Origin of the sequence: Thermococcus gammatolerans EJ3 (genome assembly GCF_000022365.1) — an archaeon.
GTDB lineage: Archaea > Methanobacteriota_B > Thermococci > Thermococcales > Thermococcaceae > Thermococcus > Thermococcus gammatolerans.
Map to the genome: position 1 here is coordinate 178,781 of NC_012804.1, position 18,344 is coordinate 197,124.

At 54.0% G+C, this 18,344-nt stretch carries 18 protein-coding genes; 8 read left to right on the plus strand and 10 right to left on the minus strand.

Going from position 1 to position 18,344, the window contains the following annotated elements:
• Nucleotides 1-87: 87 nt before the first annotated feature.
• Nucleotides 88-915, plus strand: a complete 828-nt coding sequence (locus tag TGAM_RS00945; RefSeq protein WP_015857809.1) for a carbohydrate kinase family protein — start codon at nucleotides 88-90, stop codon at nucleotides 913-915.
• On the opposite strand, the gene TGAM_RS00950 is transcribed toward TGAM_RS00945, so the two are convergent.
• From TGAM_RS00950 to TGAM_RS00970, 5 genes are read right to left on the minus strand one after another with little or no spacing between them, the layout of a single operon-like run.
• Nucleotides 912-1,340: a hypothetical protein gene (locus TGAM_RS00950; protein WP_015857810.1), complete on the minus strand. Its 429-nt coding sequence runs from the start codon at nucleotides 1,338-1,340 to the stop codon at nucleotides 912-914. The two genes, TGAM_RS00945 and TGAM_RS00950, sit on opposite strands and share 4 nt — an antisense overlap.
• On the minus strand, nucleotides 1,337-2,581 hold the full coding sequence (locus TGAM_RS00955) for a DUF58 domain-containing protein (protein WP_015857811.1): 1,245 nt from the start codon (nucleotides 2,579-2,581) through the stop codon (nucleotides 1,337-1,339). Before TGAM_RS00955 ends, TGAM_RS00950 begins: the two co-directional genes overlap by 4 nt.
• Nucleotides 2,582-2,586: 5 nt before the next feature.
• Nucleotides 2,587-3,540: an AAA family ATPase gene (locus TGAM_RS00960; RefSeq protein ID WP_048810975.1), complete on the minus strand. Its 954-nt coding sequence runs from the start codon at nucleotides 3,538-3,540 to the stop codon at nucleotides 2,587-2,589.
• Nucleotides 3,521-3,961, minus strand: coding sequence for a hypothetical protein (locus TGAM_RS00965; RefSeq protein WP_015857813.1), 441 nt, complete (start codon nucleotides 3,959-3,961; stop codon nucleotides 3,521-3,523). The genes TGAM_RS00960 and TGAM_RS00965 overlap by 20 nt, the downstream gene beginning before the upstream one ends.
• A complete protein-coding gene (locus tag TGAM_RS00970) occupies nucleotides 3,948-4,817 on the minus strand; it encodes a DUF4129 domain-containing protein (RefSeq protein ID WP_015857814.1) in 870 nt (289 codons plus the stop codon). Before TGAM_RS00970 ends, TGAM_RS00965 begins: the two co-directional genes overlap by 14 nt.
• Nucleotides 4,818-4,897: 80 nt before the next feature.
• Here TGAM_RS00970 and TGAM_RS00975 point away from each other — a divergent pair, with 80 nt between their 5' ends.
• Together TGAM_RS00975 and TGAM_RS00980 are read left to right on the plus strand one after the other, a co-directional pair.
• The gene (locus TGAM_RS00975) at nucleotides 4,898-5,392 is read left to right on the plus strand and encodes a DUF2118 family protein (RefSeq protein ID WP_015857815.1); all 495 of its coding nucleotides are present in this window, start codon (nucleotides 4,898-4,900) and stop codon (nucleotides 5,390-5,392) included.
• An 81-nt stretch (nucleotides 5,393-5,473) separates the two neighbouring features.
• Nucleotides 5,474-5,944: an FKBP-type peptidyl-prolyl cis-trans isomerase gene (locus TGAM_RS00980; RefSeq protein WP_015857816.1), complete on the plus strand. Its 471-nt coding sequence runs from the start codon at nucleotides 5,474-5,476 to the stop codon at nucleotides 5,942-5,944.
• 9 nt (nucleotides 5,945-5,953) lie between these two features.
• Here the strand turns inward: TGAM_RS00980 and TGAM_RS00985 are convergent, their stop codons facing one another.
• From TGAM_RS00985 to TGAM_RS01005, 5 genes are read right to left on the minus strand one after another with little or no spacing between them, the layout of a single operon-like run.
• Nucleotides 5,954-6,865, minus strand: coding sequence for a type II secretion system F family protein (locus TGAM_RS00985; protein WP_015857817.1), 912 nt, complete (start codon nucleotides 6,863-6,865; stop codon nucleotides 5,954-5,956).
• 5 nt (nucleotides 6,866-6,870) lie between these two features.
• Nucleotides 6,871-7,947: a type II secretion system F family protein gene (locus TGAM_RS00990; RefSeq protein ID WP_015857818.1), complete on the minus strand. Its 1,077-nt coding sequence runs from the start codon at nucleotides 7,945-7,947 to the stop codon at nucleotides 6,871-6,873.
• A 9-nt stretch (nucleotides 7,948-7,956) separates the two neighbouring features.
• Nucleotides 7,957-11,559: an ATPase, T2SS/T4P/T4SS family gene (locus TGAM_RS00995; RefSeq protein WP_015857819.1), complete on the minus strand. Its 3,603-nt coding sequence runs from the start codon at nucleotides 11,557-11,559 to the stop codon at nucleotides 7,957-7,959.
• 4 nt (nucleotides 11,560-11,563) lie between these two features.
• Nucleotides 11,564-12,595, minus strand: a complete 1,032-nt coding sequence (locus tag TGAM_RS01000) for a hypothetical protein (protein WP_048810976.1) — start codon at nucleotides 12,593-12,595, stop codon at nucleotides 11,564-11,566.
• Nucleotides 12,596-12,608: 13 nt separating this feature from the next.
• The gene (locus TGAM_RS01005) at nucleotides 12,609-14,054 is read right to left on the minus strand and encodes a DUF515 domain-containing protein (RefSeq protein WP_148206240.1); all 1,446 of its coding nucleotides are present in this window, start codon (nucleotides 14,052-14,054) and stop codon (nucleotides 12,609-12,611) included.
• Nucleotides 14,055-14,146: 92 nt separating this feature from the next.
• On the opposite strand from TGAM_RS01005, the gene TGAM_RS01010 reads away from it, so the two are divergent.
• The 5 genes from TGAM_RS01010 to pstS all read left to right on the plus strand — a co-directional run bounded on the left by TGAM_RS01010 (nucleotide 14,147) and on the right by pstS (nucleotide 18,320).
• On the plus strand, nucleotides 14,147-14,467 hold the full coding sequence (locus TGAM_RS01010) for a TIGR04076 family protein (RefSeq protein WP_015857822.1): 321 nt from the start codon (nucleotides 14,147-14,149) through the stop codon (nucleotides 14,465-14,467).
• Complete coding sequence (locus TGAM_RS01015; protein WP_048810977.1) at nucleotides 14,436-15,509, plus strand: GTPase; 1,074 nt, start codon at nucleotides 14,436-14,438, stop codon at nucleotides 15,507-15,509. The genes TGAM_RS01010 and TGAM_RS01015 overlap by 32 nt, the downstream gene beginning before the upstream one ends.
• 5 nt (nucleotides 15,510-15,514) lie before the next feature.
• On the plus strand, nucleotides 15,515-16,612 hold the full coding sequence (gene trm14, locus TGAM_RS01020) for a tRNA (guanine(6)-N2)-methyltransferase (RefSeq protein ID WP_015857824.1): 1,098 nt from the start codon (nucleotides 15,515-15,517) through the stop codon (nucleotides 16,610-16,612).
• Between the two features lie 40 nt (nucleotides 16,613-16,652).
• Nucleotides 16,653-17,036 (plus strand): hypothetical protein, encoded by a 384-nt coding sequence (locus TGAM_RS01025; protein ID WP_048810978.1) that lies wholly within the window; start codon nucleotides 16,653-16,655, stop codon nucleotides 17,034-17,036.
• A 111-nt stretch (nucleotides 17,037-17,147) separates the two neighbouring features.
• Nucleotides 17,148-18,320, plus strand: coding sequence for a phosphate ABC transporter substrate-binding protein PstS (gene pstS / locus TGAM_RS01030; protein WP_048810979.1), 1,173 nt, complete (start codon nucleotides 17,148-17,150; stop codon nucleotides 18,318-18,320).
• The last annotated feature ends 24 nt before the right edge of the window (nucleotides 18,321-18,344 follow it).

Genomic DNA, 18,344 nt, shown 5'->3' on the forward strand with positions numbered 1-18,344 from the left:
ACGTCCATCTAAACGGAAAGTTGGAAGTGAATTACAACCATAAAAATCGCTTTAAGGGGGTAACGCTTACAGCGGTCGGGTGAAAACATGGAAGTAGAACTCGTCGTCCTCGGTCACGTTTCGATAGACACGATAGTCTTCCCGGACGGGGGTAGAATCGAGATGCCCGGAGGGGCGGCGGCAGCAGTGGCCACTTCTGCCGCTCTGGCGGGAGCAAAGGTCGGCCTCGTCACTAAAGTTGGCGAGGATTTTCCGAGGGAATGGCTCCAAAAGCTCGCGAAATACGTCGATATCAGGGGAGTTCAAGTCCTGCCCGGAAAGACGATTCACATCTGGGTTATCTACAAACCCGATGGAAGCGTCGAGTCGCCCGTTGAGGTGGGTGTGGCCGAGAGAATGGGCGAGACGCCGATCCCGGAGGAGTACCTGAAGGCCAAGCTCTTCCACATAGCTCCGATTCCACCGGAAGAGCAGTTGAAGGTCATCGAGAGACTTGGGAAAATGAGGATCAGCGTTGACTTCAACCCGACCTACTACGAGGACTACCGGAGAAAACCCGAGCTTGTGAGGGAGCTCGTCTCAAGGAGCTACATCGTTTTCCCAAACGAGAGGGAGGCAAAGCTCATCACCGGCCTCGACGACGTGAGGAAGGCCGCCGAGGAGTTGCACTCGTGGGGGGCGGAGCTGGTCGTGGTAACGCGGGGCGAAAAGGGAGTTCTGATTTATGACGGCGACTTCCACGAGTTCCCCGCCCTGCCAGTCGAAGGGGAGATAGACCCGACGGGTGCAGGAGATGCCTTCGCGGGTGGCTTTCTTGCCGGACTCGTGAAGGGGAAGGCTCTGGAGGAATGCGCGAGGCTCGGCCTTGAAAGGGCCAGGGAGGTCTTGAAAAAGAGTGGAAGCTGGAGCGTTTAGTCCTCTCCAGCGGTTCTCGTGAAGAGGTAGAGGGCCAGTACAACGCCAGCGGCCACCGCCGTGACCTCCACCCGGGGAAGGAATGGGGAGATCGTACGGATCAGCAGGTACGTTGGAATGCTCATGGATGCCGCCAGTATTAGAACTGCGTAGTGCTCGTAGGGGGCTTTTTCTTTGTCCATCTGGCCCATCTCGATCGTCAGGAGTGCCAAGGCAACGATGGTTATCCCGAGCACCCCGCCGACGTTTCTGTAAACGAGGAGTACCCCCGCTCCAGTTAGGAAAAGCATGCCGAAGAAGTGCCACTGTACCCCAAGCAGTGCCAGGGGAAGGAGGAGAAGGCTCCACCTGTCCACGGTGTAGAGCAGGTAGATTGAGAGCACCAGCGGGATCAGGGAGTGGAACCTTCTCTTGGGTTTTCTCATGGATGGATCACCTCTGCGATGGCCGCTTTGAGAGGTTTTTTGACGTCCCAGTCGATTATGATCCCGTAGGTTGCCATCCTCCTGAGCTGTGCCTTCCTCTTTAGTCTAAGGATCCTTACTGCGAGCTCTTCCTCCTTCGTCTTCGGCTCGACGAGGCTGTACGGGTCAGGGGAAATAACGACGACCCTGTAACCGTAAGCCGACATCGTTCTCAGTGCCTCCCTACTCTCCTCCGTGAGGAGCGTGGAGAAGTAGAGGAGCTGGGCCCTTGCAGGGAAGCGGGATCTAATAAGGTGCTCGACCTGATAGGCTATCATGTTGTTCCTATCGGGCTTCGCCGTACTGAGGAAGTCTATGCACTTGAAGAAGTGTCTCTTCCCGTAATCGACGCGCACCCACAGGGGGACGGCCTCCGCCAGGAGCAAACCGAAGCTGGTTCCGTTGTTGAGGGCGTTGAGCATGAGGGAGGCGGCAGCCCTAACGAGATGGTCGAAGACCCTCCGCCCCCTGTAGGATGCGTCCACTATGAATATAACATCCACTTTCCTCTCGCTTTCGTACTCGTTTGCCATTATCTTGCCTGTCTTTGCCGTTGCCTTCCAGTTGATTATCTTCAGTGGATCGCCGGGCTGGTACTCCCTGATGGCGTGAAACTCGACTCCCTCACCGATTCTCGGAGATGGCAGCGGGCCGGCGGTGATCTTGGTTCCCCGCGTTGAGTATGGCGTTGGGACGTCCTCGATGAGGGGCATGCCTATGAGTTCGGTGTAGTGCTCTATGAAGTGGTCGAGCTTGAAGAAGCCCATCGGATCCCGGTAACTTACCCTTACGCCGTTGAACTCGTGTATTCCCCGCCTGACCCTTACCCTATACTTTATCACACGTTCCTCATCCTTTCCGAGGGAGAGCACGTGCTCCCGGCTCCCCTCCACGAGTTCGAGCCCATCGGGGATGTCTTCTTCGATCTTGAGGCTTGGTATCCTTGCGTTCGATTTTACCCTCAGCCTTATCTCGGCTACCTCACCTTCGAGCATTCTATCGTGGGGTATCTCCCTCCTCACCTCGAGCTTTATCTCGGGTCTGAAAAAGAAGATCGACACGAAGAAGACCCAGAGTATGGGGAGTATCAGATAGGCCAGCTCCCATCTCAGGAAGAAGAAGGCCGAGATGAGTATCAGCCACATCGCAAGCAGGGTTTCCGCAGCCCTCTCCGTCAGTTCGGGCTTTATTTCCCCGGGCATGGCCATCACTCGAACTTTGGAACTGGAACGCGGTCAAGGAGCTTCTTCGTTATACTCTCCTGGCTAACCCTCGTGTACCAAAGCTCGCGCTTGAGGATGAGCCTGTGGCTCAAAGCGGGAACGGCCACCGCCTTGACGTCGTCGGGGATGACGTAGTCCCTCCCGTTGAGGGCTGCGTACGCTCTGGAGAGCTTGAGTAACGCCAGGCTTCCCCTCGGCGAGGCCCCGACCTCGATCTCCTTCTTGTTCTCCCTCGTTGCCGTGACTATATCGGTTATGTACTCCAGTATCGCGTCGCTGACGTAGACATCCTCTATCGCGCGCTGCATTTCCACGACTTCCTCAGGCGTCGTGACCGGATGTATGTCGACTTCCTCCTTCTTCCTCTCCATCCTTCTTCTGAGTATCTCAATTTCCTCCTCCTTGCTGGGATAGCCAACGCGGAGTCTGACGAGGAAACGGTCCAGCTGGGCCTCGGGAAGGGGGTAGGTTCCCTCCTGCTCTATTGGGTTCTGGGTCGCTATGACTATGAAGGGCTTTGGAAGCTCGTATGTGTTGCCCTCTATGGTAACTTGCCTCTCCTGCATTGCCTCGAGCAGAGCGCTCTGTGTCTTCGGAGGGGCCCGGTTTATTTCATCGGCCAGCAGAACGTTGGTGAAAACGGGTCCCCTCTTGAACTCGAACTCGAGTGTCTTCTGGTTGAAGATGGAAACGCCAAGGATATCACTTGGAAGGAGGTCTGGCGTGAACTGAACGCGCCTGAACTCCACCCCCAATGCCCTGGCAAAGCTCTTGGCCATTAGGGTCTTTGCTAAACCGGGCAAATCCTCGAGTAGGATATGGCCGTCTGCCAATATCGTCGTCAGTATGAGCCTTAGCACCTCGTCCTTTCCTACTATCGCCTTCTTAACCTCCCCGAGTACCTCTTTACCCTTCAGCTCAACCTCTTCCACCTTCATCAATATCCACCTCAACAACGTTCAAAGCCTTCTCAAGGTTCTCCAAAAAATTCCCCTCCTTCCTTATCAGGAGAATGGCCTCGTTGGGCTCCTCGTGAAGCTTCCTGTACGTTTCAGCCTGATTATCGGAGAGCGTCATGTAGATCTCGATTATCTGCTCCTCAAGGATCGACCTCGAAACGGGGCTTTCCTTGGCCTTTTCAATTATCTTGGTGACTCTCTCAACCTCATCTTTTCTCTCCCCAACTTCCTTCCTGTGCATTGAGGGATACGCTATCCTCAGCTCCTCCCCGAAGAGATAGGCGAGCGTGATGACCGAGAGCAGGAGGACTGAGAGCCATCGGAGGACGTAAGCCCCGAAGACTATCCCGCCGATCAGGGGCAGGGCTATGAGGATCAGGAAGGATCTACGTATTCTCATCCATCTCCCTCCTCATTTCCCTGTAGGCTTTCAGGGCCCTCTCTGCGTCCTCCCACGTCACCTTCTCGGGGGCGTACTTGGCCTTCTCAAAAAGTCTTGTCAGCTCAATGAAGATCTCTTTCCTGAACCCCACTCTCTGAGCGTGTTCCCAGTGCGTCCAGCTCTCCCTGTACGGAACGCCGAGGTACTCGAGCCAGAGGACGGCGTTCTTGTATATGCCCACGATCGCGTCCCTTGGGTTGTCAAAGGCTTCTAATCCCTCCTCGTGGAGCTTTCTGTCGAAGGCTTCGGCTTTGAGCTTGATAGCCTTTCTTTTCCTCCTCCGGATAATCTCCCGGTAGTAGTTTGTCCCCCAGATCACCAGGAAAATCACGAAGGCAACCCCGATCGTGTAGCCTATCCACACAGGGAAGCTAAACGTTCCCCCCTCTTTAGCCTGGTGAGGACTGACGTTGTAGGACTGTGGTGTCCCGATCACACCGGGGGTGTTGGTCGTATTGTTCGCTGTGGCATTAAGGGGGAGCGGATGACCGCCTCCGGCGAGTATCTGAAGAACCGCACCGAAGAAGAGAGCGGTCACGAAAAACGCTATTGCCCGGGTGAATGCCCTTCCATCCTTGTAGAGATCCTTTCTCTTGCCCGGAACATCGCGCCAGCTCAGGAAGAGCAGGAGGACTATCATCATGGAAGCTATTGCTGCCACTGAGATTATTATGGACCAGATGGCTGGACTTGAGCTGCTTCTCTCGATCTCCCCCTGTCTCACCGTGGAATGGAATAGGAGTGCCATGAGGAGCAGGATTCCGAGCATCACCGTGAGGGCTTTCGTTCTGATTGACATTTGCCTCAGTTCCATCCTTTGGGGTTGCCCTTTAAATTGTTTTCATTCCGGTAACGTTAAAACGTCCTCCCGTGATGAGTTCTCCGGGTGGGACCATGGAGAGGCTTCCGAGGCTCTACGTTGAGACGTCCTTCGAGGAATGTTTTGCTGGCGAAAAGGCCGTTGAGGACTGCGTTGTGATCATGGACAACGTTGAAGTCTGGCTCGGAAAGGGCGAAGCCCTGCCCGGTTTCATCGACGTGGAAAGGTCAAAGTTCCTCAGAAGGGAAGTGTACGATCGCTTTTACCTCTACGTGGACAGGGTTGAGAGCAGAATGCTCGCGGACGCAATTCTGGTCCTTCCGGACGGCAGGACGAGGATATACCTCAGAAAGGGTGACGAGCTTCTCTTACTGCCCGTAGAGGGCTTCACAAAAACCCTCATCGCGAACGTTGGAAACCGGGTCAGGACGGGGGACGCTTTTGCGGCAGTCACGACAAGAAAGGGTGAAGTTCACTACCTCAAACCTCCAAAAAGCGGCACAGTGGTGTTCATAGACGAGATAACGAACAGGCCACACTACGTCTACTATATCCTTCCCGAGGAGTGACCACTCTTTCCCATTTTTGTTCCAAAGGTTTATAAACCCGGCCGGCGAGTTCCGATGAAAGCAATTTTGGAGTTGAAGGAAATGAAGGTTGAACGTGGTGATTTTGTTCTGTTTAACTACGTTGGAAGGTACGAGAACGGTGAGGTTTTTGACACCTCCTACGAGAGCGTTGCCCGGGAGCAGGGGATATTCGTGGAGGAAAGGGAGTACTCACCCATAGGCGTTACGGTTGGTGCCGGCGAGATAATCCCGGGTATAGAGGAGGCCCTCTTGGGCATGGAGCTCGGGGAGAAGAAGGAGGTCGTAGTACCCCCTGAGAAGGGCTACGGTATGCCCCGGGAGGATCTAATAGTACCGGTTCCTATCGAGCAGTTTACCTCGGCCGGCCTCGAGCCAGTGGAGGGAATGTACGTCATGACGGATGCTGGCATAGCAAAGATCCTGAAGGTTGAAGAGAAGACCGTTAGGCTTGACTTCAACCACCCCCTCGCGGGGAAAACTGCGATCTTTGAGATCGAGGTCGTTGAAATAAAGAAGGCCGGAGAGGCCTGATTTCTTTTTTCAAAAGCTCAGGTTCACGTACTTCATTCCTTGGAAGACGAGGGCCCCCATTATGGCCAGCATTATGCCGTACTTTATCCCCGCCGAGAACTTGCCCTCCCTGATAACTCCTATTCCAAGCCCTGACACTATTGCCTGGATTACGACGAAACCAAGCAGTATGTTCAGAACCGTTGGGATCTGCGCCTTTGCTGGCCCTTGAACCATTATCCCCATCAGCTTCCCAACCGTTCCGATGATGGCGGGCCCAACGAAGCCGCTGGTTATGATGAAGAACATCATCTGCATTCCGGTTGATGCCTTTCTCTCCTGCTTTATCCTGAGTATCTCACGGACGTCGTTGGCAACGTAGACTAGGACGTCACTCATCGGGGCGCCCCTCTCAAGGGCCTCGATGATGATCATGAGTGATCTGTATACCACCGGGGACTTCCTGTTCCTCACAGCCATAACCTTAAGTGCCTCGACCGTTGAACGGCCCTTTCTGATCTCGCCCACGACCCTCTTGAACTCATCCGTTAGGGCCCCAAACTTTGCGGTTGTGAGGTCTTCGAGTGCCTCAGAGAAAGATATGCCCGCCCTAAGGGAGCTGGCCAGATAAAAGAACGCGTCCGGGAGGTGTTTCTCCATCTCCTCTATCCTCTTGGATACCCTCCAGTAAGGATAGGCAAACGCCATGCCCACGAAAACGGCCACAAGCGTTACAAGGGCGTAGAAGGTATTTGACAGTATCAGGACGACGGCTGCAAAGATAATCGACAGGAGGATCGAGATTATGAGGTACTCTATTGCCAGAAACTCTATTCCTGCGGAGTATATGAAGAGCTCGTAGCGTTTTATCCACTTCGCCGGCAGGATTCGCTCAAGGATCCTCGTGAGCAGGACTGCTATTCCTCCAGATTCCCTCGGCATTCACTTCACCTCGGCTCACCGCGCTTTATCATGGTAACTATTATCAGGGACAGCATCGGAAACGCGAAGAGCAGTATGACCGCCAGTGCTGAGGGTGAGAGTGCCAGGGTCCCCCCTCCCCCTTGGGCGCTGAAGGCCGAGCCGGCGAGTATGGCCACGATGAACATCGTTGGCATGACTATTGTCATGAACATGTATATGAACGCTATACCGTTTACCTTCTGCACGTATTCAACCAGCTTCATCCTGTACTCGAAGGCAAAGTCTTCCGCCATCTTGTAGAGTATCTCCGCGAGGTTTCCACCGAACTTTATTGCCCTGAGGATCTGCTTCACAACCCTGCTCACGTTCTCGGAGCCCATCTTTTCCTCGAACCTCTCGAGTGCCTCCTCGAAGGATGCTCCCGCTCGCATATCCCTTACTATGAGTTCGAACTCCTCCGAGGCAACGCCATAATCCGCTTTGGCAACAGAAACCAGGGCCTCCGCTATACCAACTCCCGCGCTCAGGAGGGAAGCTATGTGCCTGAGAACGTAGGGGAGGGCCTTTTCGACCTCCGCAACCCTGCGCCTCCACACCATCCTCGGGTAGTGTCTCATGTAGAGGAAGCCGCCTATGAAACCCAGGAGTCCGAGCATCATTGATGTGAAAACGTCCATCTCGAGCAACAGTCCGAAGGCTAGCGAGAACGCTCCCAGGAAGATGGACGTTATGATCATCAGGGCCACGTACTTCTCCTTCGACATCCTGATGTTTGCGCGGTAGAGATCGTAGTCGAGGCCCTTTATTGACTTCGTCAGGGACTCGACTGGCCCCTTGAACCTCCTGAGGAAGGCTTCGGCCAACCTCTCCCCAAATGAGGTCGTTATCTCTTTTCTCCTCCATTCAAGGATCTCCTCGAGTTCCCTCTCCCTCTCGCTTTCCTTGCTTTCCTCGGTTTCCTTTTGGATTTCTTTGAGAGCTCTGAGCCTCTCCTGGATGCTTTTCCGGCGGGGGAGTCTTCTAACCGGCTTTTCCGTGACTTCAAGCGTCGTGCCTCCAAGCCTTTCAAGGAAGTTGAGGAATGATTCTATGACCCCCATACGAACACCTCACGATATGTTCCTGATCTGCTCCTGTATCTGGGCCGAGCTGTCACGTTCTATTTTTTCAAGGAGTGCTTCCTCATCGATGTAGAACATCTTGATGTAGTGGCCAACGTCCTCTATGCTCCGGATTCCCTTCTCCATCATCCACTCCAGGATTATCTTCCTCTTCTCCCGCTCTATCTCCAGCTCACTTATGCTCATTCCCGTGTGCCTCGCGAGTTCGTTTATGATCCTGCTCGGCACTTCTGTTGGCTGGAGTTCGTCCTTGGCCGGATCGTACTTGTAGAGCTTGTTGAGCTGTATGCTCTCACCTTCAATTCCTGAGATCTCGGCTATCTCCGTAATCCTCCTGACCGTTCCCTTCTTCCTGCTGTTAAAGCGAACCTGCATGATGATTATGTCGAGGGCAGGTATCATTATTCTGGGAACGTTCATCGGCGGGCTCTCCAGCCTTACTATCGTCTCACGGGCGCTGTTGGAGTGGATGGTGCCCATACAGTTCGACACAAGGATTCCATTGGCGACGTAGTTGTGGTCCTCCTCAACGGTCAGGTCGTAGAGGTACTCTATGCCCAGTTCCTCAGGCTCGACTTCCTCAACGCTTACAACCTCGTCCCAGTAGACGTCGCCGTCGGCGATGAGCTCAAGCCTCTTCGCCTGAACCCAGGTCTCTTCATCCCCAAGGTCGCTTGCAACCTGCTGGAGGGCGAGCGCTATGCCCCTGAGCGCGGAGCGCCTGATTTCCTTCATCCTTCCCTTCTCAACGTGCCTTATGAGGCTCTCCGAGACCTTCTCGCGGGCGTAGCTTGAGGCGAGCTTCGAAAGCTCCGAAACCGTAAGGTTGAGCCTTCTCCTGAGGGGTTCGAGCATTGCCGGTGAAATCGGTACGCGGTCGGTTCTCTTTCCGCGGTGGGAGCGGTACTTTCTGATGAGCTCCTCAAGTTTCTCCCTCTTCCTCGAGTGCCTGAGTGGTATTGAGCGGTGGAATCTAATCAGGTCTTCAACTCCCCTGACCGTGACCCTGAATATTACGCCCTCCTTGTAACCTCTGTTCTTCACGCGGGAAACCGTGCTTATTATTCCAAGCCTCTGAAGGGCGTACCAGACCTTCCTCGCGAGGTTCTCGCTCCTCGTTGTCAAGACGACAGCAGGGCCGTTCTCGTCTATGTATGCATCGGCATCGAAGAGACCCGCTATGAAATGCCTCAGCAGGTCGTCGTTCGAGAGAACCAGGTCGGGAACGTCGAGGCTCTCCTTGCGTCCCTTGGGTATTCCGAAGGCCCTGTGAAGGAACTCGGCGAAGGGCCTTGAGCCGTAGGTTACCACCGTGTAAGCGGGTTCACGCTTTACCTGCGGCTCGCTCTCGGGAAGGAACTCTGAGATGGCGGAGGTGAAGGCCTTCATGTAGGATTCATCGTCGAAGGTGGCCGAAATGTAGTATCCGTCCGAGGATATGTAGCCGTCTCCGAGGAGGACTCCAACAGCGTAGGAAAGGCCCTCGTTCACCTCGCGGACGAGCTTCACAGGCTTCGAGTTGATTGAGAGGAGGTACTGGGCCATCTCAGGAGGAATGCCGTCGTTCGGAACCTTTACGAGGCCCTTTCCATTGGGAACGAGGTAGTAGTCGCTTATCCCCGCGTAAACCTCGGGGTTAATGACAGCCTTCCTCTGGGGTGGCTTGGGTGGCTTTCTCATTACCGCAACCCTGTCACCGGGCTTGAGCTTTTCAGCCTCTTTTCTCACCACGTCGCCGTCGGAGAACACGAAGAACGGGTGGGTCTTTGTGAGTATCACTTCGTTGCCCGTCCTCGTCCTCACGCGGATGAGCTTTTCTCCTTCTCTAACCTTCCTTCTCCATACCCGTGTAACTGTGTGTTTTCCTGCCTTGAGGTCCGGACCGACGCTGACGACTTCAAATCTATCCTTTTCGTCGAGAACCACGTACTCCAAATCCCGGTAGGTTTCAATCCTGTCGGAGTACTTCTCGAAGAGCTCCTCGAGTAAGTCGCCAATGAGGACGAAGCGACCGTCCGAAAGCTGGATAACCGAGAAGTCGTAGAGGGCGCCATTGTGGCCAGTGTTCATTGCCGTGAACATCGTTCTGGCCTCTGGGCCACGAACCTCACCGACGATGATTCTGTCGGGACGCATACGGAGGGTGTTCTTGACGAGGTCGTCCATCGTGACCTCTCCCTTGCCCTCGATGTTCGGCGGTCTCGTCTCAAGCCTGACCCAGTGTTCAACGGGAAGTTGAAGCTCCGCCGTGTCCTCGATGCTGATAACACGCTCGCTGGGCGGGATGAACATCGCCAGTGCGTTCAAGGTCGTCGTCTTACCTGAACCTGTACCACCCGCAACGAGTATGTTGGCCGGCTTTATTCCGAGTCCATCCACGAGCAACCAGAGGAAAGCCGCCACATCGCTGTTCATAGTTCCGTACTTTATGAGGTCGATGATGGTGAGGGGATCCTTCTTGAACTTACGGATGGTTATAGTTGGACCGTCGAGGCTTATCGGGGGTATCGTGGCGTTGACACGGCTTCCATCTGGCAGTCTGGCGTCGAGGAGCGGGTTCTGCTGGTCTATCCTCCTGCCGACCTCCCTCGCTATTCTTTCGATGATATTGAGTATGTCCCTCTCCTCTTTGAACACTATGTTGGTCTTACACATGTAGAAACGCCTGTGCCAGACGTAGACTGGCTTGTTTGTCCCGATGACCATTATCTCCTCGAGGTTATCGTCCCTGACGAGGGGATCAAGCAATCCATACCCGAGCATATTCTGCACTATAAGCTCTGCCAGAACCTCTATCCTGCCCTCGGAGAAGTGGGGTGCGGCCTCCTTGAGCATTCTCTTGACTTCCCTGAGGAAGATCTTCCTTCTCTCCTCGTAGTTCGGGATCAGGGTTGGATCTATCTGAATCTCGGTTATTGCCCTTTCCCTGACCTGTTTCAGGAGGTTCTCCTCGTCCTTTGAGAGTTTGGGCAGTCTGATTTCGTAGATCGGCACGGGCTCTCCTTTGACCCTTAGTATCCTGACGTTTCCGTAAGCGTCGAGAACCTTGGCCCTTCCGGCGTAGGATAGCTCCTCCGTTTTGGTCTCTCCAATTATGCTCTGGAGCCCGAGGGGAGGTTTGGGTTTGGGGAGGGGTAACGGCAGAGGCTGTGATTTGGCTGGAGCTTTGGGTTTGCTTGGGGCCGTGCCCGTGCCCCCACTGAGGATCTGGCCGAGAAGGTCAACTCCTGTTGGGGCTCCACTCTTGGCCTCTTTTTTGGCTGGCTTTTCTTCTTTTACCTCTCTCTTTCCTCCTCCGAGGATATCACTCAGTGATGGGGCTGGAGATTCCTCCTTGGGTTTCTCTGATGACCTAAGGATTTCCTCAAGCGGATTGCTTGGGGTGGTGGGAGTTTTCTGTCCTTTTTGCTCCTCCTTCTTTGAGGTTCCCAGGATTTCCTCGAGCGGGGAACTCTCCGAGATGAAGGGCAGCGGGGGTTTTTTCTCCTCTTCGCTCTCGCTCAGCACGTTTGCAAGGGGATCGCTTTTACCCCCGAGTATCTCATCTATCCATGAACCTGAGAGTTCTTTCTTCTTTTTCTTTTCCACCACACTCTCACCCGCGATAATTATTCCATTCAACGTGATAACTTATTTCAAGGGTGTTCACGTCCTTGCCCATGTAAACAACCCATATCGGGAAGTCGAGGGGCTTGACGACTGGAGCATTAACCTCGGGTTTTTTGATGGTTGTTCCTGAGAGGAGGCTGTCTGTGAGCTTGAAGAGCCCGTTAGAGGGCCTTCTGGGTTTTTCCTGTGAGACCTGGGGGGTGGTAAAACCCCTGTACCCGAGTATGAAGTTCAGGTAGTCACTGTATTTCATGGAGTACGGGGGCTGGTAATCCGTCATCGTTGCGTTGTAGAGTATCACCGGCTGTGAGACGGCAAAGAACAGCGGGAATTCAACGTTTGATGTGCTGTTATCGTCCGCCCTATCCGGGACGTCGGTGAGCTTAAATTTAACGATCCCCTCGTATCTAAGCATTTTGATGTAACCGTCCATTGAAGGTAATACTTCGTTGAACCTTATGACCAGCGGGTAGTTCAGAAGCTGAGGGTACGCAACGCCGCATATCGGATGGTTTAGATTTTCGTAGGTGTTGATCTCTCCCCCCGTTAATGTCCCGTTCTCGTACCTCAGTATGTACAGCCCCACGTTCGTTGGGCAGGAATCCCTGTAATCCTTGAGCTGTATGTAATAGTGGTGGGCCTCCGTAATTGAGAACTGGACTTTAACGGTTTCGTAGGGGTAGATCCAGAATCCGACGCGGTAGTTAAGGGTGTTGTTCATGGTCTCGGGGGAAACATGATACACCATCTTGCCCCGGGTCTCATTGAATTTTCCTGTGAGCCATTCTCCGTTGTTCCTGCGATATATCTTGAAGTCATAGAATGGGTTTAAAACTATGAACTTTGGATACGGGGCTAGGTTTATGAGTGTGACATTAATGCTCATCATAAGTTGCCCCTCGAGACCTAAGTTATTGTAATTTCCCCCGGGCAGGGTGTACTCCTCGCTCTGGGCGAGCCCTGGAAGGGACAAGAACAACAATGAAAGAACCAGAAGGGGGAGAAGCTTCGCGTTCATCCTTCCCACCCCATCAGCTCTTCTCAACGAGCTCGCCGATGTAGACTGTGTTTATGTGGCTGAGTACGTCAGGAACGTAAACTGAGGGTACTTCAACGATCACGAGGAACGGGACACCGTTCGGCACGTTCTGGAGCTGGAGTCTCTGTTCGAGGGCCAGGAGGTTATCCCCATAGTTCTCGAGCTGCCTGATTGCCTCCTCTGAACCCTGTATCTTGCCGGATGAAATCGCCCTCATGATCTCGCCGAGGTTAACGGAGTAATAGTACGAGGCTGAGGAGGACTCGGAGTAGCTCTGGCTTGAACTTGAGGAAGTGCTGGAGCTCCCGCCAGTTGAAACAGTGGTATCGCCGGCGCTCGCGGAGTTCTGGCTGCTTGACGAGCTCTGGCTATTGGAGTTGGAGTTGCTCGAGGAGCTGCTTCCCTGTTGCTCGTTCAGGTTTATGATGCCCGCGTCCGCTGGAAGGAGAACGGAGTCAACGTAGCCGAGATCCGCTATCTGGAGGTACTGCCTGCTGGTGGCGTTCTGGGCGAATATCATTATCTTTGCCCCCGGCTCGATGAAGCCGCCAACCACCCTATCTCTCGTGAGGAGGAGGGCCATCTTGACGAACTGGACCTCCTTTACGTTGTACTGCATCAGGACTGTGTAATCTTGAATCCCGGAAAGCATTGCTTTCGCCTGCTCCTTGGTGTATATCTTCTTGTGGCCGTTGAACTCAAGGACTACGTAGTCTCCTTTGATGGAGTCAACCCGGTAGGTGTAGTACTCCCGCCAGAGCTGGAGCAGGTAGGGAGTTGGATCCGTTGAGTTAACGGCGTTTATGGAGCTTGCGTTCTCAACCTGTGCCAGAAGTTCGTTTTCAACCTGGAGGGCATGTTCCCTGATCTGAGTCGGCAGTGGCTGGGCGAGCAACGGTTCAAACAGGAGCTTTATTTCCATCTTTTTCTGCTCTTTTGCCTGGTTCAGACGTTTGAGTTCTTCCTGTCTCTGTTTCTCTTCAAGCTCTGCCTTGTATTTTTGGTAGACCTGGAGATAGGCGCTCTTGATGTCTATTGAGTTGACCTCCTCAACGCTCTTTGCCGTCTCTATCTTTGCCTTAAGCTCATTGTACGTGGTCTGACCGTAGCTGGTCTTCAGGATGTCCCCCTTGAAGTAGGAGTTCAGTTCTGCGAGCTTTCTCTGCTTTGCGTCCCTTAATTCCTTCTCTTTCTGACTTGAGTACCATGAGTATGCGGCGAATGAGACTATTAGAATCAGAATTATCAGGATTGAGGCACCGATGAGTATTCTCCTCTTCTTTTCTCTCTCCCTAATGTTACTCAGGCGCCTTATGCGGCGGGGAGGTTTTGGTTTAGGGGAAGGCTTTGAAACGGGCGTGGGGGGCGTCTCGGGCTCGGCACTCGCCTTACCCAGCTCTCTTAACCTTCTAATCTTGGCTTCTATATCCTCGGCCACCGTGAACACCACCATAAGGGTTATCGTAATCCCTCTTGTTAAGTCAGTTAGCTTTTTGAACTCCAAGCTTTATTTAGGTTTCGGTGAGGGGGATGGAGCGATTAGAGGCCCGTGTGGTGGAAATTAGGGGCAGATGCCCCGTGTTTAAGCTCGGGGACAGAATAGTCGTTGAGGGGCCGAGAATAAAGCTTGAGGAGACCGACGCTATATGTACCCATGCCTTTGCCTCGCTGTTGCCGTACATAGTGGCACTGCGAAAGGGTATTAAACCGAGCGAGTTGGGACTTGGAAAAGGAGAGACGGCCTACGTTCAGTGCCTCGATCCGGGGCCACCTTACACGGACGGGGGAACCGTAATCTTTGAGATAACGGTGATCAGGGATGAAGCAGAGGAAAGCCTGGAAGGTCGTTAGGGAAGTCATAGACGAGGCCGACGTGATAGTCGAAGTGGTAGATGCGAGAGACCCTATAGGAACGCGCAACAGGAAGCTTGAGAGACTCGTGCAGGAGGAGGGCAAACCCCTTCTCATCGTCATGAACAAGGCCGATTTAGTTCCAAGGGAGTGGGCCGAGGAGTACAAGCGGAAGAGCGAGATACCGGTTGTCTTCATATCCGCGAGGGAGAGAAAGGGAACCGGAATCCTGAGGAGGGAGCTCAAAAAGCTCGCAAAGCCCCTCCTTGGTGAGAAGGAGAAGGTTAAGGTGGCCCTCATAGGCTACCCCAACGTCGGCAAGAGCACGATAATCAACACCCTGAAAGGAAAAAGAGCCGTCGGAACCGCTCCGATACCAGGTTACACCAAGGGGAAGCACCTGATAAGGCTCAGCAAGAAGCTCTGGCTTCTTGACAGTCCCGGAGTTGTTCCGATAGACGACTTCGACGAGCTGGTCATTAAAGGAGGGTTCCCGGCGGATAAGATTGAGGAACCAGTTAAGCCGGCCTTAAAGCTAATCTCTAGAATCCTCGAGACGAGGAGGGAAGCCATAACCGAGAAGTTCGGCATCGAGGAGTTCGAGAACGAGGAGGAAATCCTCAGGCGGATAGGGGAAAAGCGGGGCCTCATAAAGGCCGGCGGAGAGGTTGATTTGGAGGAAACGGCGAGATGGCTTCTCCGCGAGTGGCAGACGGGTCGCTTCACGCTGTTTGCGAGCGAGGAGGAGAAAAGCCAAGACTTCATCTGGGACTTCAAAGATGTCCTTGAGGGTGTTGAGAGAGAGCTTTTGCTCGACCCGAGGAGAATCCTCTGGCGCTATGGGGATGAGCTGAGGGAGAAGCTCGACAACCAGAAGAGGGCAGGAGTAAGGGAAATAGAGGGGATAACCGTCGGCATAGCGACGGGCTTCAAGAAGTGCGACTCGGCGTTGAAATTCCTCGAGGAGCTGACGGGAAAGACTGCCATCGCGAATGAGTGCTTCGGGAAGAAGTGGAAGGGAGTTATAGCGATACTGGAGTGATGGGTATGAGACTAATCCTAACGACATCGCGGGGAATAGAGGACTTCGCGAGGGCCGAGGTTGAGAGGCTCCTCTCCGACCTTGGAGTCCCGTTTCGGGTGGAGGAAAAACCCCTCGGCGTCGAGGGGAGGGTGTTGACTGAGGTCGATAGAGCGTTTTACACCGACGAGAAGGGACGGAAGAGGGAGCTGAGCGTTTCGACTTACCTGAACGAACGTTCCAGGCTTCTCCACAGGGTTATAGTCGAGATAGCGAGCGAGCGCTTCGAGGGCATCGGTGAAGACGAACCCGAGAGGGCCCTCAGGAGAATTAAGGAGTTCGTGGCTTCGCTTCCAGTGGAGCGCTTTGTTAAGGTCAGCGAGAGCTTCGCGGTAAGGAGCTTTCGCAGGGGCGAGCACAAGATTACGAGCGTTGATATCGCGAAAACCGTCGGCAAGGCGATATTCGAAAGGCTCGAGCGCTTCGGCACGCCAAAGGTGAACCTCGACCACCCGGCGGTAATCTTCAGGGCCGAGCTCATCGGCGAGGTCTTCTTCCTCGGGATTGACACGACCGGCGATTCCTCGCTCCACAAGAGGCCCTGGCGTGTCTACGACCATCCGGCTCACCTGAAGGCGAGCATAGCGAACGCGCTGATTGAGCTTGCCGAACCTGATGGGGGGCCCTTCATAGACCCCTTCTGCGGCAGCGGGACGATTCCGATAGAGCTCGCTTTAAGGGGCTACGGGGGAAAGATAATCGGGCTCGAAAAGTTCAGGAAGCACCTGAACGGCGCCAAGATGAACGCCCTCTCTGCGGGGGTTTTGGAGGGGATAGAGTTCATCCTCGGCGATGCGACGAGGCTGAGCGACTACGTTGAGAGCGTCGACTTCGCGGTAAGCAATCTGCCCTACGGCCTCAAAATCGGAAGAAAGAGCGCCATTCCAAAGCTCTACATGGACTTCTTCGGAGAGCTTGCAAAGGTCTTAGAAAAGCGTGGGGTCTTCATAACGACGGAGAAGAGGGCGATAGAGCGGGCCATTGAGGAGAACGGCTTTGAAGTCAAACATCATCGCCTCATAGGCCACGGCGGGCTGATGGTGCATACCTACGTGATTGGGTAAAACTTTTAAGCGGATTTTCCCTACTTTTTTGGGTGGTCAGATGAAGGCCAGGTCACTCGTTTTAGTCCTCGCTGTTCTTGCGGTGGTTCTTGGGGGAGTGGGATACTATGCGTTCAACCACTACAGCTTCAACTACGAGTGGAGGACTAATCTCAAGGACTACAAGAAGTACCATCTCATCAGCGACTCGACGCTGAACGGCTACGTGAAGGCCGAGGGCGAGGTAAGCGTCTACATCCTGACGAAAGAGGACTTTAGGAGGCTCAAAGAGGGCGAGCCCTTTAACTACTACAGAGCCTGGGAGCACGTGGAGAAAGTGGAATTCAACGACGTCAAGATCCCGAGCGGAGACTACATCCTCGTCGTCAAGAACGAGGGGAAGGGCATGCAGTGGATTTCCGTCAAGCTGGTGGACAGGAAATAGTTTCTCTTTATTCTCCCATAGACTATAAATCTATATAGTTTTTGTGGAGCACTATGTTTTATTGCGACAATCTTTATATTTCACATGGTCATCTTCTCATCGGTGAAGCCGATGAAACGGCTTGGGGCACTACTCCTGGTGTTCCTCCTCGGAATTGCCGTCCTGTCGAGCGGCTGCATAAACTCGAAGGGCGAAAGCACGACACCTTCGAGCACGCCCTCGAGCACCGCAACGCCAAAACAGAGCTCTACAACTTCATCTTCAAGCGCCAAGGTCATAGTAATTCGCACAACGGGAGCAACCTTCCCGCAGTATCAGATTCAGAAGTGGATTGAGGAATACATGAAGACACACCCAAACGTTAAGATTGAGTACGAGGGCGGTGGAAGCGGCCACGGGCAGGAGGCGTTTCTAAAGGGCCTTACCGACATTGGAAGGACTGATCCACCCGTCAAGGAGTCAACGTGGAAGAAGTTCCTCCAGACAGGCGACCAGCCGCTCCAGTTCCCCGAGGTAGTCGGCGCCGTTGTGGTTGCCTACAACGTGCCCGGGGTCGATGAGCTCAAACTCGACGGCGAAACCCTCGCGAAAATCTTCATGGGCGAGATAGAGTACTGGGACGATGAAGCCATAAAGAAGCTCAACCCGAACGCGAAGCTCCCGCACGAGAAGATAATCGTCGTCCACAGGAGCGACGCGAGCGGAACTACGGCAATATTCACCACATACCTCAGCCTTGTGAGCAAGGAGTTCGCCGAAAAAGTTGGCGCAGGAAAGCTCGTCAACTGGCCGGTGGACAAGATGGGAAGGGGAATCGGCGGAAAGGGCAACCCGGGAGTTGTTCAGGCCCTCAAGAGCACCAAGTACAGCATAGCCTACACAGAGCTATCCTTCGCCATCGAGGAGAACCTCAAGGTCGTCGCCCTTAAGAACAAAGCCGGAAAGTTCGTGAAGCCGACCGACGAGACGATTAAGGCGGCCGTTTCGGCGGTAAAGACCTACATCCCCGAGCCGACGGAGGGCTACAAGGAGGACCTCAAACAGCTCCTCAACGCGCCCGGCGAGAACGCCTATCCGATAGTGGCCTTCACCCACATCCTCGTGTGGGAGAACAGGGGAGGAAAGCACTACAGCCCAGAGAAGGCCAAGGCAATCAAGGACTTCCTTAGGTGGATTCTCACCGAAGGTCAGAAGAAGGAGCACATAGCGCCGGGCTACGTCGGCCTGCCGAAGGACGTTGCGGAAATCGGGCTAAAGGCAGTTGACATGATTCAGACCGGCTGATCTTTCTCTTTTTTGGTGATGGCC

Coding starts and splice junctions, on each gene's coding strand:
- TGAM_RS00945 (WP_015857809.1), top strand. CDS start 88: ATGGAAGTAGAACTCGTCGTCCTCGGTCACGTTTCGATAGACACGATA.
- TGAM_RS00950 (WP_015857810.1), bottom strand. CDS start 1,340: ATGAGAAAACCCAAGAGAAGGTTCCACTCCCTGATCCCGCTGGTGCTC.
- TGAM_RS00955 (WP_015857811.1), bottom strand. CDS start 2,581: ATGCCCGGGGAAATAAAGCCCGAACTGACGGAGAGGGCTGCGGAAACC.
- TGAM_RS00960 (WP_048810975.1), bottom strand. CDS start 3,540: ATGAAGGTGGAAGAGGTTGAGCTGAAGGGTAAAGAGGTACTCGGGGAG.
- TGAM_RS00965 (WP_015857813.1), bottom strand. CDS start 3,961: ATGAGAATACGTAGATCCTTCCTGATCCTCATAGCCCTGCCCCTGATC.
- TGAM_RS00970 (WP_015857814.1), bottom strand. CDS start 4,817: ATGGAACTGAGGCAAATGTCAATCAGAACGAAAGCCCTCACGGTGATG.
- TGAM_RS00975 (WP_015857815.1), top strand. CDS start 4,898: ATGGAGAGGCTTCCGAGGCTCTACGTTGAGACGTCCTTCGAGGAATGT.
- TGAM_RS00980 (WP_015857816.1), top strand. CDS start 5,474: ATGAAGGTTGAACGTGGTGATTTTGTTCTGTTTAACTACGTTGGAAGG.
- TGAM_RS00985 (WP_015857817.1), bottom strand. CDS start 6,865: ATGCCGAGGGAATCTGGAGGAATAGCAGTCCTGCTCACGAGGATCCTT.
- TGAM_RS00990 (WP_015857818.1), bottom strand. CDS start 7,947: ATGGGGGTCATAGAATCATTCCTCAACTTCCTTGAAAGGCTTGGAGGC.
- TGAM_RS01000 (WP_048810976.1), bottom strand. CDS start 12,595: ATGAACGCGAAGCTTCTCCCCCTTCTGGTTCTTTCATTGTTGTTCTTG.
- TGAM_RS01010 (WP_015857822.1), top strand. CDS start 14,147: ATGGAGCGATTAGAGGCCCGTGTGGTGGAAATTAGGGGCAGATGCCCC.
- TGAM_RS01015 (WP_048810977.1), top strand. CDS start 14,436: ATGAAGCAGAGGAAAGCCTGGAAGGTCGTTAGGGAAGTCATAGACGAG.
- trm14 (WP_015857824.1), top strand. CDS start 15,515: ATGAGACTAATCCTAACGACATCGCGGGGAATAGAGGACTTCGCGAGG.
- TGAM_RS01025 (WP_048810978.1), top strand. CDS start 16,653: ATGAAGGCCAGGTCACTCGTTTTAGTCCTCGCTGTTCTTGCGGTGGTT.
- pstS (WP_048810979.1), top strand. CDS start 17,148: ATGAAACGGCTTGGGGCACTACTCCTGGTGTTCCTCCTCGGAATTGCC.